The 14,307-nt window shown below is 35.9% G+C and carries 13 protein-coding genes; 10 read left to right on the plus strand and 3 right to left on the minus strand.

What is annotated here, in order from left to right; translation table 11 throughout:
* Positions 1-53 precede the first annotated feature (53 nt).
* Both ribH and EG849_RS06010 read right to left on the minus strand, forming a co-directional pair.
* Entirely contained in the window at positions 54-548 is a 495-nt protein-coding gene (ribH, locus tag EG849_RS06005) for a 6,7-dimethyl-8-ribityllumazine synthase (RefSeq protein WP_125012173.1), read from the minus strand.
* Between the two features lie 69 nt (positions 549-617).
* The gene (locus tag EG849_RS06010; RefSeq protein ID WP_125012174.1) at positions 618-1,406 is read right to left on the minus strand and encodes a tetratricopeptide repeat protein; all 789 of its coding nucleotides are present in this window, start codon (positions 1,404-1,406) and stop codon (positions 618-620) included.
* Between the two features lie 144 nt (positions 1,407-1,550).
* On the opposite strand from EG849_RS06010, the gene recF reads away from it, so the two are divergent.
* The 10 genes from recF (at position 1,551) to EG849_RS06060 (ending at position 13,474) form a co-directional block, all read left to right on the plus strand.
* Complete coding sequence (gene recF, locus EG849_RS06015; protein ID WP_125012175.1) at positions 1,551-2,630, plus strand: DNA replication/repair protein RecF; 1,080 nt, start codon at positions 1,551-1,553, stop codon at positions 2,628-2,630.
* Positions 2,631-2,734: 104 nt separating this feature from the next.
* Positions 2,735-3,409 carry a DUF2461 domain-containing protein gene (locus EG849_RS06020; RefSeq protein ID WP_125012176.1) on the plus strand — a complete coding sequence of 225 codons (675 nt, stop codon included), beginning with the start codon at positions 2,735-2,737 and terminating at the stop codon, positions 3,407-3,409.
* 57 nt (positions 3,410-3,466) lie between these two features.
* Positions 3,467-4,480, plus strand: coding sequence for a UDP-N-acetylmuramate dehydrogenase (murB, locus tag EG849_RS06025; protein WP_125012177.1), 1,014 nt, complete (start codon positions 3,467-3,469; stop codon positions 4,478-4,480).
* A gap of 328 nt (positions 4,481-4,808) precedes the next feature.
* Entirely contained in the window at positions 4,809-5,915 is a 1,107-nt protein-coding gene (locus EG849_RS06030) for a glycosyltransferase (RefSeq protein WP_125012178.1), read from the plus strand.
* A complete protein-coding gene (locus EG849_RS06035; protein WP_125012179.1) occupies positions 5,906-6,457 on the plus strand; it encodes an RNA polymerase sigma factor in 552 nt (183 codons plus the stop codon). Before EG849_RS06030 ends, EG849_RS06035 begins: the two co-directional genes overlap by 10 nt.
* Positions 6,458-6,526: 69 nt before the next feature.
* Positions 6,527-7,990: a T9SS type A sorting domain-containing protein gene (locus EG849_RS06040; RefSeq protein ID WP_125012180.1), complete on the plus strand. Its 1,464-nt coding sequence runs from the start codon at positions 6,527-6,529 to the stop codon at positions 7,988-7,990.
* Positions 7,991-8,176: 186 nt separating this feature from the next.
* The gene (locus EG849_RS06045) at positions 8,177-9,025 is read left to right on the plus strand and encodes an energy transducer TonB (protein WP_125012181.1); all 849 of its coding nucleotides are present in this window, start codon (positions 8,177-8,179) and stop codon (positions 9,023-9,025) included.
* 315 nt (positions 9,026-9,340) lie between these two features.
* Positions 9,341-10,213, plus strand: coding sequence for a lipoyl synthase (gene lipA, locus EG849_RS06050; RefSeq protein WP_125012182.1), 873 nt, complete (start codon positions 9,341-9,343; stop codon positions 10,211-10,213).
* Between the two features lie 50 nt (positions 10,214-10,263).
* A complete protein-coding gene (gap, locus tag EG849_RS06055; RefSeq protein ID WP_125012183.1) occupies positions 10,264-11,265 on the plus strand; it encodes a type I glyceraldehyde-3-phosphate dehydrogenase in 1,002 nt (333 codons plus the stop codon).
* A 97-nt stretch (positions 11,266-11,362) separates the two neighbouring features.
* A complete protein-coding gene (locus EG849_RS06060) occupies positions 11,363-13,474 on the plus strand; it encodes a tetratricopeptide repeat-containing hybrid sensor histidine kinase/response regulator (protein ID WP_317125187.1) in 2,112 nt (703 codons plus the stop codon).
* On the opposite strand, the gene EG849_RS06065 is transcribed toward EG849_RS06060, so the two are convergent.
* Positions 13,471-14,283, minus strand: a complete 813-nt coding sequence (locus EG849_RS06065) for a purine-nucleoside phosphorylase (RefSeq protein ID WP_125012185.1) — start codon at positions 14,281-14,283, stop codon at positions 13,471-13,473. The genes EG849_RS06060 and EG849_RS06065 overlap by 4 nt on opposite strands.
* Positions 14,284-14,307 lie beyond the last annotated feature (24 nt).

Raw genomic sequence — 14,307 nt, forward strand, 5'->3', positions numbered from 1 at the left:
AAAGCCTATTTCTGTTTGAAAGAAATAGGCTTTTTATAAATTTATTCTTTTTTTTACAACGAGGATTGCTGTCTCAAATAAGCCATTTTTAATGCTGCAATTGCCGCTTCAGTTCCTTTGTTTCCGTGAATTCCTCCACTTCTGTCAATCGACTGCTGTTCGTTATTATCTGTCAAAACACAAAAAATTACAGGAACATCCGTTTGGACATTCAAATCTTTTATTCCCTGCGTAACGCCTTCGCACACAAAGTCAAAATGTTTGGTTTCGCCCTGGATAACGCATCCGATAACGATTACTGCATCTAATTTTTGAGTGTCAATCATTCGCTTTGCACCGTAAATAAGCTCAAAGCTTCCCGGAACATTCCATCTCACAATATTATTTGGAATTGCCTCACAATCTAAAAGCGCTTTTTCTGCACCAGAAAAAAGTCCTTCGGTGATTTTGTCATTCCATTCTGAAACAACAATCCCAAACCGAAAATCTTTCGCGCTTGGGATTGTGTTTTTATCGTATTCTGATAAATTTTTATTAGCTGTAGCCATTCTATTTTTGATTTTAGATTTAAGATTTAAGATAGCAGTTGAACTGAAATCTGAAAACTAAAAACTAATTTATTGTGCCAAACCAATCATTGCATCGATGTTTGATGCTTCGATTGAAGTGTCATACTTTTCTTTGATTGTGGTGAAATATTTCAAAGCATCAGCATTTTGCTTCAAAGTCAATGCTGTCTGCCCTGCTTTTAACAAGAAACGTGGCGTTGTTACAATATTTTCATTCACTTCAGATGCTTTTACATAATATTCTAAAGCTTCTTTTGGCTGGTTTAATTGAGAAAAAGCATCACCAATTGCCCCTTTTGCCAAAGCTGACAAGAACATATCTTTTGAAGAGAATTTCTCTAAATATTCGATAGCTTCTTTGTACTTTTTGGTATTCAAAAGCGCAATTCCTGCGTAATAATTTGCCATATTTCCTGCGTCAGTTCCTGAATAATCTTCAGCCACCTGAACAAATCCAGGTTGTCCTTCAGACACTTTCAAAGAAAGCGCATAAAGTGAATCACTGGCTTTTGGATCTTGAGAATCTGTTGCTTCTTGAAAATGTTTTTGTGCTACAAACATTACGTTTGCCGCATCGTCTTCTTTAGGCTCAGAAACAAATTGCGTATATCCTAAATAACCAAGAGCTCCTAAAGCAACAACTCCGATAAAAACGAAAATACCTTTTTGGTTTTTAGCAACAAACTCTTCGGTTTTTGAAGCACCTTCGTCTAAAGAATTGAAAACTCCAGCCGTGGTACTATCCTTTTCTGAGATCGCGTCAATCGGGTCTGGTTCGAATTCTTTTTCTTCTTCAGGTTTCGGAGCTTTATATCCTCTTTTATTATAAGTTGCCATTACAATTAAATTTAGTGAGGTGCAAAAATAAAATTTTTATTCATATTTAAAAGATGTTTTGTCGTTATTTTTCAATAATTTGCACGCTCTTAGAAAAAAGCAGAGAAATATTCCAAAGTTCTCTTTATCAGTTGGGGTTTGCAGATGTATTTAAAAAAAATTTCTTTATTCAATTATAAAAATTTTTCGGAGGCGAATTTCGAATTTGACAGCAAAATCAATTGTTTTGTTGGAAAAAATGGAATCGGCAAGACAAATGTACTCGATGCAATCTATCATTTATCGTACGGAAAAAGCTACTTCAATCCTTTGGCGGTTCAAAACATCAAACACAATGAAGAGTTTTTTGTAATCGATGGTGAATTTGAAAAAGACGAACGTTCTGAGCAAATTGTCTGCAGTTTAAAAAAAGGCCAAAAGAAAATCTTAAAGCGAAACGGAAAACAATATGACAAGTTTTCGGATCATATTGGTTTTATTCCGTTGGTAATTATTTCTCCGGCTGACCGCGACCTGATTGTGGAAGGAAGCGAAACTCGTAGAAAATTTATCGATTCGGTGATCTCGCAATTAGATTCTACTTATTTGCAGCAGTTGATTCAATATCAAAAAATAATCAGCCAGCGAAATGCGCTTTTGAAATATTTTGCCATCAATCACGTCTTTGAAAACACCACCTTAATTATATATAACGAACAGCTTCACAGTTTGGGCCATTCGATTTTTGAAAAAAGAAAGCAGTTTTTAGAAGATTTTATTCCGATTTTCAACAAGCACCATCAATCAATTACCGGAAACGAAGAAACTGTGCAAATCGTTTATGAAAGTCAATTGCACGAAAAAGATTTGATGACTTTATTTGAAAATAATTTGGCCAAAGATCGTGTGCTACATTACACCAGCACCGGAATCCACAAAGATGATCTGTCTTTTGAAATTGAAAATCATCCGATAAAAAAGTTCGGTTCCCAAGGACAGCAGAAATCATTATTGATCGCTTTGAAATTGGCGCAATTTGAATTTGTAAAAAAACAAAGCAAACAGAATCCGATTTTGCTTTTTGATGATATTTTTGACAAATTAGATGAATTTCGCGTTGGGAAAATCATTGAAATGGTCAATAACGATGATTTCGGACAATTATTCATTTCTGATACACATCCTGAACGAACAGAATCTGTCATTAAATCAATGCACAAAAGCTATAAAATCTTCCAGCTTTAAGATTAAATCATTCTTAAAAACCATTTCGATTTCCTTATTTTTTCATAATATTGTTATGTTGTGTAGCTCATAATTCATCAATCTTAATTTATAATTTCATAGAAATGGTTTCACCAAAAATTCTTCAGTTTTTAAAAGACATCAAGGAAAACAACAATCGCGAATGGTTTCACGACAATAAAGCCTATTACGAAGAATATAAGAAAGAGTATTCTAAACTGATTCAAGAATTTTTAGACGAAATGATTCCGTTAGATGATTCGCTTCGCCATTTGGAAGTCAAAAATTGCTCGTTCCGAATTGCGCGCGACATTCGATTTTCAAAAGACAAAACACCTTATAAAACACACGCTGGAATTTGGCTTTCTGGCGGGACAAAAAACACTAATCTTCCCGGATATTACATTCACATTGAAGAAGGAAAAAGTTTTATCGGCGGTGGCGTTTGGTGGCCAGACAATGCTGATTTAAAGAAAATCAGAAAAGAAATCGCTTATTTTACGGAAGATTTAGAAGGAGTTTTAAACGATAAAAACTTCAAGAAAGAGTTTGGTGATTTTGAAAGAAACGAATCGAATTCATTAAAAACTTCTCCAAAAGATTATGAAAAAGACCATCCTGCCATTGACTATTTAAAACTAAAAAGTTTTACCGCAGGGCAAAATTTAGACGACAAAATACTATCAGATAAAGACTTTGTCAAAAAAATCAGCCAGAAACTGATTGCTTTAAAACCATTGAATGAATTTTTAACGCGCGCGCTGACCACCGAAGATTAATTATGATTTCAAAAAGGTTTCGATTACTTTTGCCCTTCACTTTTATTCGTGCGTTCAATGGAAATTACTGCTAATTTTTCGCTTAAAAATCATAATACATTTGGCATTGAAGCCAAGGCAAAACAGTTTGTATCGGTTCATTCTGTTGCGGAATTGAAAACGGTTTTACAAGAAAATTCATCGCAGAAAAAATTTATTTTAGGTGGCGGAAGCAATATGCTTTTGACTCAAGACATTGATGCGCTGGTAATCCATGTTGATTTAAAAGGAAAAAAAATCATTGAAGAAAACGACGATTATGTTTTGGCCGAAGCACAAGCGGGCGAGAATTGGCACGAATTTGTGCTCTGGACAATCGGTCAAGATTTCGGTGGCTTAGAAAATATGTCGCTGATTCCCGGAAATGTCGGCACTACTCCTATCCAGAATATTGGCGCCTACGGAACTGAAATAAAAGACACTTTTTTTTATTGCGAAGCTCTAAATATCAAAACTTTAGAAGTAAAAAAATTCACAAAAGAAGAATGTAAATTTGGCTACCGCGAAAGTATTTTTAAAAACGAAGCCAAAGACCAATATATTATCACTTCTGTTGTTTTCAAACTCACGAAACAAAAGCACAAAATCAACATTTCTTATGGCGACATCGCTGCAGAATTGACTAAAAGAGAAATTGTTGTACCAACATTAATTGATATCAGCAACGCAATTATCACGATTCGCCAAAGCAAATTACCCGACCCGAAAGAGCTGGGAAATAGCGGCAGTTTCTTTAAAAATCCAATTATTCCAAAAAGTGATTTCGAAAGAATTCATCTTTTGCATCCTGAAATGCCGAGTTACACGGTTTCTGAAACAGAAGTAAAAGTTCCGGCAGGTTGGTTAATTGAAAAGGCAGGATTCAAAGGAAAACGCTTTGGTGATGCGGGAATTCATAAAAACCAAGCGCTAGTCTTGGTTAATTATGGAAATGCAACAGGCCAAGATATTTTAAATGTTTCAAAAGATATCCAAAAAACGGTTAAAGCCCTTTTTGATATTGAAATTGAAGCCGAAGTAAATATTATTTAAGATAATTCTTATATGTGTTTCAAAATACTATCTTTACAATAATAAAATTTCAAAACTATATTCAATGAAAAAATATGGCTTTTTATTAGTTCCCATATCTATTTTTCTGCTTTTGGCATTTCTTAGCAACAAAATATTGAATTTAGACATTTACATTCCAATGACTGTAACTGCGATAACTTTTACTGTCGTTTTTTACAAAAAAAAAATAAAAAACATCGCCTAAAATTTCTTAGATTTTTTTCTTAATTTTAATTCAAAATGCATATTGAAGTTAACCTTTTCAATTGTACCTTTGCACACATTTTTTTAAGAACACCAAGCCTATATGTTGACCATTATTTTTTATGCATTTATCGTAGTTGTAGCGATTCAGCTATTTTACTACATTCTTGTTTTTGGAAAATTTTCTTTTGGGAAACCACAAAAAAGTACTCCAAAAAGTATTCCGATTTCTGTAATCGTATGTGCTAAAAATGAAGAAGAAAACGTTAAAAAGTTTATTCCGCTTTTAGCCGCGCAAGATTATCCAGATTATGAAATCATCTTGATTGACGATGCTTCAAGCGATGCAACATTGGATATTTTTGAAGAATTTGAAAAGCAGTATTCCAATGTCCGATTGGTTAAAGTGGAAAACAACGAGGCCTTTTGGGGAAACAAAAAATTTGCCTTGACGCTTGGAATCAAAGCCGCAAAAAACGAATACCTTCTTTTCACGGACGCCGACTGCTATCCTGCCTCAAATGAATGGATTAAAGAAATGAGTTCGCAATTTACAATGAGCAAAACGATTGTTTTGGGTTATGGCGCTTATGAAAAAATAGCCAAATCGTTCTTGAACAAAATCATCCGTTTTGAATCCATGCTGACGGCGGTCCAATATTTTTCTTGGGCAAAAATGAAACATCCTTATATGGGAGTCGGTCGAAATTTAGCTTATAAAAAAGAAGAGTTTTTTAATGTAAACGGATTTATCGACCACATGAAAATTCGCTCTGGAGATGATGACCTTTTTATCAACCAAGCTTCAAACAGAAAAAATACTACCATCAGCTTTACTCCAGAAGGCTTTACTTTTTCTGAACCAAAAAAGACCTTCAAGGAATGGTTTGACCAAAAAAGACGCCACGTTTCAACGGCCACTTTTTACAAATCTTTTGACAGAATGCAATTGGCAGTGTTCTTCTTGACGCAATTTTTATTTATTTTAATGGCAGTCATTTTGCTGGCTTTTCAATACAACTGGATGATAATCGTTCCGATGGTTGTGGGAAGATATATTTTTACGTGGGTTTCTTTGGGGTATGCTGCAAATAAATTACGCGAAAAAGACGTTATGTATTGGTATCCGATAATCGAAATCGTGCTTATTTTCACGCAATTGAATATCTTTATCACTAATCTTTTTTCAAAACCTGTACATTGGAAATAAAAAAGCAAATTGAGAAAGCAAAAATGGGCGACCAAATTGCATTCACTTCTCTTTTGGATTATTACTGGAATGAAGTCTATGGCTTTATGCTCAAGCGCACTGAAAATGAAACAGATGCCGAAGACATTACCATCGAAACTTTTGCAAAAGCTTTTGACAAAATCGCCACTTACAACCCTGAATTTCAATTTAATACCTGGCTTATTGCCATTGCAAAAAATGTTCACATTGACATGCTTCGCAAGAAGAAATCGACGCTTTTCCTTGACATTACTGACGAGGAAGACAATCAGGCATATAATGTGGCCGACACTTCTCCTTCGCCTGAAGACAAAATTATTACAGAGCAGAATTTATCTCGCTTACTCCAATTCATCAAAGAATTAAAACCGCATTATCAAGAAGTAATTCAGCTTCGCTACTTTCAAGAATTAAGTTATCAAGAAATTTCTTATCAATTACAAGAACCCTTGAGCAACGTTAAAGTAAAATTGCTTCGTGCCAAAAAACTTTTAGCCGAAATCATCCACAATAGGCGTTAAGAATCAACTGTTTCTTTTGTAACAACTCTTAAAGTTGTAATTTTGTCTGTTAACCAACAGTTCAAAATAATGAAACAAAAATTACTCTACCTTTTATTTCTTGTATTGTCAGCTTCGGCTTTAAAAGCCCAATTTACAACTCCAAATACTGGCGTTACTTGGGATTTAGACGATTTGGTAACCAATGCACCAACCGCAATTACTTTTTCCGGAGGAATTTATACGCTTTCGCAAAACTTGACCATTGCGCCAAATGACAATTTGCTTATTGATTCAGATGTAACGCTTCACATGGATGCAAACATTCAAATCACCGTTCAAGGCGATTTCACTTGCGATTCAAATGGGATTATAATTACGGCAACAAATACGGCGGCACCTTACAATAGCATTATTTTTGAAACCGGCTCGAGCGGATTTATGAGAAATACTACCATCAATTACGGCAAAGGAATTCGTCTTTCTACCGGAGATTTTGAAATGCAATCATGTACTATGTCGTATCACGTTCCTGGAACGACAACAAGTTCTGCCATAAATTTTTCTACCGGAAGTCCTTTGATTAACAATTCCACGTTTACATTTAATAACTATCCGGCATTTAGTTCTGGAGCCAATCAAGAAACGTCACCTACAATAAGCAACAATTATTTATTTGCGAACAATCAATCGAATACCAATCGTCCACAGATAAATATGGGTCCGAGTGGCGCTGATACTTTAAGGATTGTGGGAAATACCATTATTGGTGATCCAACAAAAATAATGGTTGGAGGAATTTCCGCATCGAGCCTTCTCGGAAATCAAAATAAAGTAATTATCGATGGAAATACGATTAGAGACAATCGCTACGGAATTACCGTTGTGGGAGCCAATTCTTCTGGATTTATTCGTAATAACATTATCGAGGACAATGACACGCAAAATTCTCCAAATCTTGGCGGAAGCGGGATTTCATTAAATGCTTCTGGAGCCACAACAATGAACATCATTGCCACAAACAACCAGTTCAGAAGAAATTTATGGGGAATCACTGTTATTGGAACAGCGCGGATTAATCTTGGTGACGGCGATTTAAATCCTGGTGGCAATGTTTTTGCAGATAATGGAAATGGCGGACAGGCGTATGCGCTTTTCAACAACACGGCTCTGCCGATTATGGCTATGAATAATTGCTGGATCGAAGGAGCTACCTTGACCCCGACTAATGTTGAAAACGTGATCAGCCACCAAGTTGACGATGCCACATTAGGTTTGGTAACCTTTACGCCTTTTGGATGCGATGCCCTTTCAATACCTAGCTTTTCAACTTCAAGACCTATAATTTATCCGAATCCCAGTAATGGAATTGTAACTATTTCGATCATTGAAAACGGAACTGCTTCTGTCTTTTCAATTAACGGAATGCTTATCGGAAAATACAATTTAAACGAAGGAAACAATTCCATCAATTTGAACTTAGCTTCAGGAGTCTATATTTTAAAGACAGAAACTTCTACTTCAAATTATAGCCAAAAATTAGTAATTCAGTAACATTGTTTTTTGTAAGAAATTAAGGCTAGCCCAATAACAGCTTGCCTTTTTTATTGTTTTAAATTAATTTATAAAAAACTTACAAAATAATTCACAATTCATATACTACATAGCTTATATTACACGTTATATGTTAAAACACGGAGCTTATGGCAACATATTTACGCAACTTTTAAACTATGTATTATGTCAAACCTAAACGTTTTTAACCACAGCTGGAATGAAATTGTCTTCGAAGGAAGAAATAAAGAGTACGGCGCGTACCAGCTGCGCCAAGAAAATCCAAAAATAACGCTTTTAGCTTTGTTTTACGGAACTATCGTGTGTGGCCTTTTGGTGAGCATCCCCCTGATATCAAATTTAATGAAAGAGGATGTTGCCATAATTCCAGAAACCGAATATGTGCTCCCAAAGGTGGTGGATGTGCTCTTGCTGAGCAAACTTCCTGAAGTTACCCCTGAAACCAAAAATGCGCAAGCACAGCCTGAAAAATCTTCGGTTAAAGAAACGAAGTTTGTAAAACCTATAATGACAACTAATACAACTGCAATTGCAGAAATTCCTCCTTTAGATCTGAAAGAGACCCTTAAAACTGGAGCTGTTGATAATCCAGGTGATGATGCGGGAGCGATTGCTCTTGGCCAGGGAACGATTGACGGAACTGGAAAAAAACCAGTAGATGATATTGCAAAAACTTCAGGTGAAGCTGGTGGTGGCATTGTTGGTAATTTTGGTTTGGACTCAAGTCCGGAATTTCCTGGAGGAATCAAGAGATTTACGGAAACTTTTGTAAGCAAATTCAAAACTCCAGATGTATCTGATGCGATGACCATGAAAATTTTTGTTTCATTTGTGGTGGAAACTGATGGAAGCTTATCAAATATTAAAGTCGCAAAAGATCCCGGATATGGACTTGGAAACGAAGCGATCCGTGCCTTGAAATCCATCAAGACAAAATGGAAACCAGGCATTCAAAACGGAAAAGCCGTGAGAGTTTCTTATAACCTGCCCATTAGCGTGGTTTTAAAAAATTAAAATTTGAGTAGTTATATTTTTAAGAATCCTGTGAGGCTTTTGCTCTGCAGGATTTTTTTTGGCAATGAGTGGTTGGCGCAAAATTGGTCCTGAAGTTTACAAAAATTCGGAAAGTTTCTCAAATAGCCCCGATTGGTGGCAGTAGCCTTTTCTTCCGGTACGGAGAAAAGCTACTGCAGAAAGCGGGAAAATGGATCGCTGAAAACCACTGCCCTTTCGCTTCAAAAAAATCACAAAATTTGCGTGGTTTCGCTAACACGACCTTAACGTAATAAATAAAAACATTGCGTATCTTTGTGGCTTGAAATCGAGACTATGGAAAGTGTTTTAGATACTGCTGTTTTGCCGACAGGAAAGCCGAAATGGCTGAAGGTGAAACTGCCAATTGGACAAAAATATACCGAACTTCGCGGTTTGGTGGACAAATATAAGCTGAATACCATCTGTACTTCAGGTAGTTGCCCAAATATGGGTGAATGCTGGGGAGAAGGTACGGCGACGTTTATGATTCTTGGAAATGTGTGTACGCGTTCGTGCGGTTTTTGCGGTGTAAAAACGGGACGTCCGGAAACGGTGGACTGGGATGAGCCTGAAAAAGTGGCGCGTTCGATCAAAATTATGAACATCAAGCATGCAGTTGTGACGAGCGTTGACCGTGATGACTTGAAAGATATGGGTTCGATTATTTGGATTGAAACGGTGAAAGCCATCAGAAGAATGAATCCGAACACGACTTTGGAAACTTTGATTCCAGATTTTCAAGGAAACACGAGAAACCTAGACCGTATTGTGGAAGCGAATCCTGAAGTGGTTTCGCACAATATGGAAACGGTTAGACGTTTGACCCGCGAAGTGAGAATTCAAGCAAAATATGACAAAAGTCTGGAAGTTTTGCGTTATTTGAAAGAGAAAGGAATCAACAGAACTAAATCTGGGATCATGCTTGGATTGGGCGAAACGGAAGAAGAAGTGATTCAGACTTTGCACGATTTGCGCGATGCGAATGTGGATGTGGTGACAATCGGGCAGTATTTACAACCGAGTAAAAAACACCTTCCGGTAAAAGAATATATTACGCCAGACCAATTTGCGAAATACGAAAAAATTGGATTGGAATTAGGCTTCCGCCACGTGGAAAGCGGTGCTTTGGTAAGGTCTTCTTATAAAGCGCAAAAACATATACTTTAATTTTAGACTGCAGATTTTAGATTTAAGATTTAAAGTTTGTCTCAAAATAAATGACAAAAACAAGAATTGCCATAAATGGTTTTGGAAGAATCGGGAGAAATTTGTTCCGTCTTTTATTGAACCATCCGACCATCGAAGTTGTTGCGATAAATGATATTGCTGACAACAAAACGATGTCGCATTTAATCAAATATGACAGCATTCACGGGGTTTTGCCTTTTGAATGTTCGTATGATGCGGACGGAATTATTGTGGACGAAAAACATTATTCTTTTTTTCATGAAAGAAGCATTTCAAATTTAGATTGGAAATCCCTAAATATCGATGTGGTTGTGGAAGCTACGGGCAAATACAAAACGTTTGACGAAATCAATTTTCATATAATGGTTGGAGCAAAAAAAGTAATTCTTTCGGCTCCGTCAGAAACAGAATTGATAAAGACTGTGGTTCTGGGTGTCAACGAGCACATTCTTGATGGCACTGAAAAAATAATTTCAAACGCAAGCTGTACTACAAACAATGCGGCTCCGATGGTCAAGGTCATCAATGATTTGTGCGGCATTGAACAAGCTTACATCACCACGGTTCACTCTTACACGACTGACCAAAGCCTTCACGACCAACCGCATAAAGATTTAAGAAGGGCGCGTGGCGCGGCACAATCAATTGTTCCAACAACAACGGGCGCTGCAAAAGCACTGACAAAAATTTTTCCTGAATTAGATGGAAAAATAGGTGGAAGCGGCATCCGTGTTCCGGTGCCTGATGGTTCTTTGACCGATATCACCTGTTATGTAAAACGCGAAGTTTCGATTGAAGAAATAAACAGCGCTTTTAAAAATGCTTGCGAAAATCATTTTAAAGGAATTATGGCTTACACCGAAGATCCCATTGTTTCTGTAGACATTATTGGCAACAAAAATTCGTGTCTTTTTGATTCTGGTTTAACATCAGTAATTGACAAAATGGTGAAAGTTGTGGGCTGGTATGATAACGAAATCGGATATTCTTCGCGCTTAATCGATTTAATTTCTTTGACGAATAAGAAATAGCTACATTTATCGGCTCAAGCATTATTAAATGAGTCGACACTTATTACTTTTTTTGTTTTTTTATACTTCTGCGGTTTTCTCTCAGAACAAACCTTCCGTGTCACAAAAAGTTGACAGCGTATCGTATTATATTGAACTTTCAAATTTTTACCTAAAAGGAAACAATTTCCAACCTGCATTAGAATATTCTCAAAAAGCGATTGATGTTGCCCAAAAATCAGAAAACAAGAATGCCGAAGCAAATGCTTATACTTTTTTAGGCGGTATTTATTTTGAGTTAAAAAAATATGATGATGCAATTGAAACGTATGTTAGAAGCACAGCACTCTATAACGATTTAGACCCTAGCACAGAACAAGCCTATTGTTATTATAATCTGGGCTTGTGCTACATGGAAAAAGGCGGCTATGCTACAGCTGAAATTTATTTTGACAAGGCGAATATTATTTATGAAAAAATAAATATTCCGGATGCAAAGGAACTCTTAAATCTTCAAAAAGGAATTTTATACAAAGCAAAAGGGAAGTCAAAATTAGCAGCCGGTATTTTCAATAAAATTATTGCAAAGCTAGATTCAGACGACCAGTTTAAAACAAAAGCAGAAGCTTTATATCAAATGGGATGCATTGAATTTGAATCTGGGCTCAATTCTCTTTCAATGAATTACCTGAATCGAGCCTTAGAATTAAATGCCAAAAGTGATAATCTAGAACAAAAGTCAAAAATCTATAAAAAAATCAGTGAAGTGTATGAGAAAATGATGGACATTGACAATTCCTTCCTTTTTTTAAAGAAACATTTGGTTTTACAAGATTCAATCCAAACGCTTAACAATAAAAAAATAGGTGCGCTGGAATATGAAAAATTCAAGGAAAGCGAGCGAATGAAAACAATAAAACAGCAAGATAAAGAAAATCGGGAAGCCCAAAAATTGCTTAAGGTTTCTAAATTGACTAGTATTTTAAGTATAGCTCTAATCTCTATTTTGTCACTTTTAAGTTTTTCGCTCTACAAAAATAATAATATCAAGAAAAAATCAAACAAGTTACTTCAGGAAAAAAATTCAGAACTTGAAATTGCAAAAGACAAAGCAGAAAGAGCACTTTTAGCAAGGGCCGAATTTCTTTCCACGGTAAGCCATGAATTGAGAACACCTTTGAATGCGATTAACGGAATCACGCATTTGATGATTGATGAAGATCCGAAAGAATCCCAAAAAGAATATTTACAATCTTTAAAATTCTCAGGAACCTACCTTTTGACTTTTATCAATGAAATTTTAGAAATCAATAGGATTGAGTCAAATAATATTGAAATTGAAAAAATTGGTTTTAATTTAAAACAGCTTTTGTCTGACATCCAGAATGCGTTAAAAGAATTGGCCAGCCAAAATAATGTCGATTTTGAATTAGAAATTGATGAAAAAATTTGCAAAATCTTTAACGGCGACCCTACAAAATTGTCTCAGATTTTCTTGAATTTGATTAACAATGCCTTGAAGTTTACTGAAAACGGAAAGGTAACCGTAAAAGCGAACCTTCTTGAAGAAACCGATATTTCACAGAAAATTCATTTTGAAATTGTTGATAGCGGTATTGGAATTCCTTTAGAAAAACAAGAAATTATTTTTGAAAGTTTTTCTCAAGGATCTATTGAAATCAACAGAAAATATGGGGGAACCGGATTAGGATTAGCTATTGTAAAAAGGCTGGTGACTTTACTTGGAGGAACTATTGGACTTGAAAGCAGTCCCCAAAAAGGTTCTAATTTTAATTTCACTTTAGTAATGGAAAAAGGAATTGAATGTGACGACGAAATCAAATTTTACACAAGCGATTCCGACTTTGTCAATAAAAAAATACTGCTAGTTGAAGACAATAAAATCAACCAGATGGTAACTAAAAAAATGCTTGAAAAGAAAAAAATACTCTGTGAAATTGTGGACAATGGCGAAGATGCCATTGAAGCCGCTCGAAATAACAAATATGACCTGATCTTGATGGACGTGCACCTTCCGGGCATAAACGGAACAATTGCCACACAGAATATTCGGGATTTTGATGACAAAACGCCAATTATAGCATTGACCGCGATTTCCTTAAATGAAAACCGCGAAATGCTGCTGTCTTTTGGAATGAATGATGTGATTACCAAACCATTTAATCCAGATAATTTTTATAAAGTGATTGCAGAAACGATGCGAAATTAATTTCTGGCAATTAATTCCCTAATCAAAGCTCTCACTTTGGGCTCTGCTTTTTGTGCTGCTTCTAAAACCTCTTGATGTGAAATTGTATCGATGCTGTGTTCGTCGCCGATATCCGTAATTACGGAAATCCCGAAACATTCCACATCCATATGTCTTGCCACAATCACTTCGGGAACTGTTGACATTCCAACACAATCGGCACCCACAATTTTCACCATTCTGTATTCAGAAAGCGTTTCAAAAGTCGGCCCTTGCAAACCATAATAGATTCCGTCTTTGACTTCAATATTTAAGTCGATGGCAATATTTTTTGCTTTTGTAATCAAATCTCTTGAATAAGGCTCGCTCATGTTTACAAATCGTGGTCCGAATCGCTCGTCGTTTTTTCCACGCAAAGGATGTTCGGGCATCATATTAATGTGGTCGTAAATAATCACGATATCACCCACTTTATAAAATGGATTGACGCCTCCTGAAGCATTGGAAACCACTAATTTCTCCACACCCAAAAACTTCATCACGCGAACCGGAAAAGTCACTTCTTTCATGTCATAACCTTCATAATAATGAAAACGGCCCTGCATGGCAACCACTTTTTTATTTCCGATAGTTCCAAAAACCAAAGCGCCTTTATGACCTTCAACCGTGGAAACCGGGAAATTGGGGATTTCATTGTAAGGCAAAGTAAATTCTACTTGAATATCTTCTGTAAAACCTCCTAAGCCCGAACCTAAAATCACTCCAAATTCAGGAGAAAAATTAATTTTTGATTTAATATAATTGACTGTTTCTTGAACTTTTTCGAACATATATTTTATGATTTATGAATAACT

Origin of the sequence: Flavobacterium macacae, from assembly GCF_003865365.1 — a bacterium.
GTDB classification, from domain to species: Bacteria; Bacteroidota; Bacteroidia; order Flavobacteriales; family Flavobacteriaceae; genus Flavobacterium; species Flavobacterium macacae.

Bases quoted from the DNA above. Each gene is read 5' to 3' on its own strand.
- EG849_RS06020 (WP_125012176.1), top strand. From the start codon at position 2,735: ATGGTTTCACCAAAAATTCTTCAGTTTTTAAAAGACATCAAGGAAAAC.
- recF (WP_125012175.1), top strand. From the start codon at position 1,551: ATGTATTTAAAAAAAATTTCTTTATTCAATTATAAAAATTTTTCGGAG.
- ribH (WP_125012173.1), bottom strand. From the start codon at position 548: ATGGCTACAGCTAATAAAAATTTATCAGAATACGATAAAAACACAATC.
- murB (WP_125012177.1), top strand. From the start codon at position 3,467: ATGGAAATTACTGCTAATTTTTCGCTTAAAAATCATAATACATTTGGC.
- EG849_RS06065 (WP_125012185.1), bottom strand. From the start codon at position 14,283: ATGTTCGAAAAAGTTCAAGAAACAGTCAATTATATTAAATCAAAAATT.
- EG849_RS06040 (WP_125012180.1), top strand. From the start codon at position 6,527: ATGAAACAAAAATTACTCTACCTTTTATTTCTTGTATTGTCAGCTTCG.
- EG849_RS06010 (WP_125012174.1), bottom strand. From the start codon at position 1,406: ATGGCAACTTATAATAAAAGAGGATATAAAGCTCCGAAACCTGAAGAA.
- EG849_RS06030 (WP_125012178.1), top strand. From the start codon at position 4,809: ATGTTGACCATTATTTTTTATGCATTTATCGTAGTTGTAGCGATTCAG.
- EG849_RS06045 (WP_125012181.1), top strand. From the start codon at position 8,177: ATGTCAAACCTAAACGTTTTTAACCACAGCTGGAATGAAATTGTCTTC.
- gap (WP_125012183.1), top strand. From the start codon at position 10,264: ATGACAAAAACAAGAATTGCCATAAATGGTTTTGGAAGAATCGGGAGA.
- lipA (WP_125012182.1), top strand. From the start codon at position 9,341: ATGGAAAGTGTTTTAGATACTGCTGTTTTGCCGACAGGAAAGCCGAAA.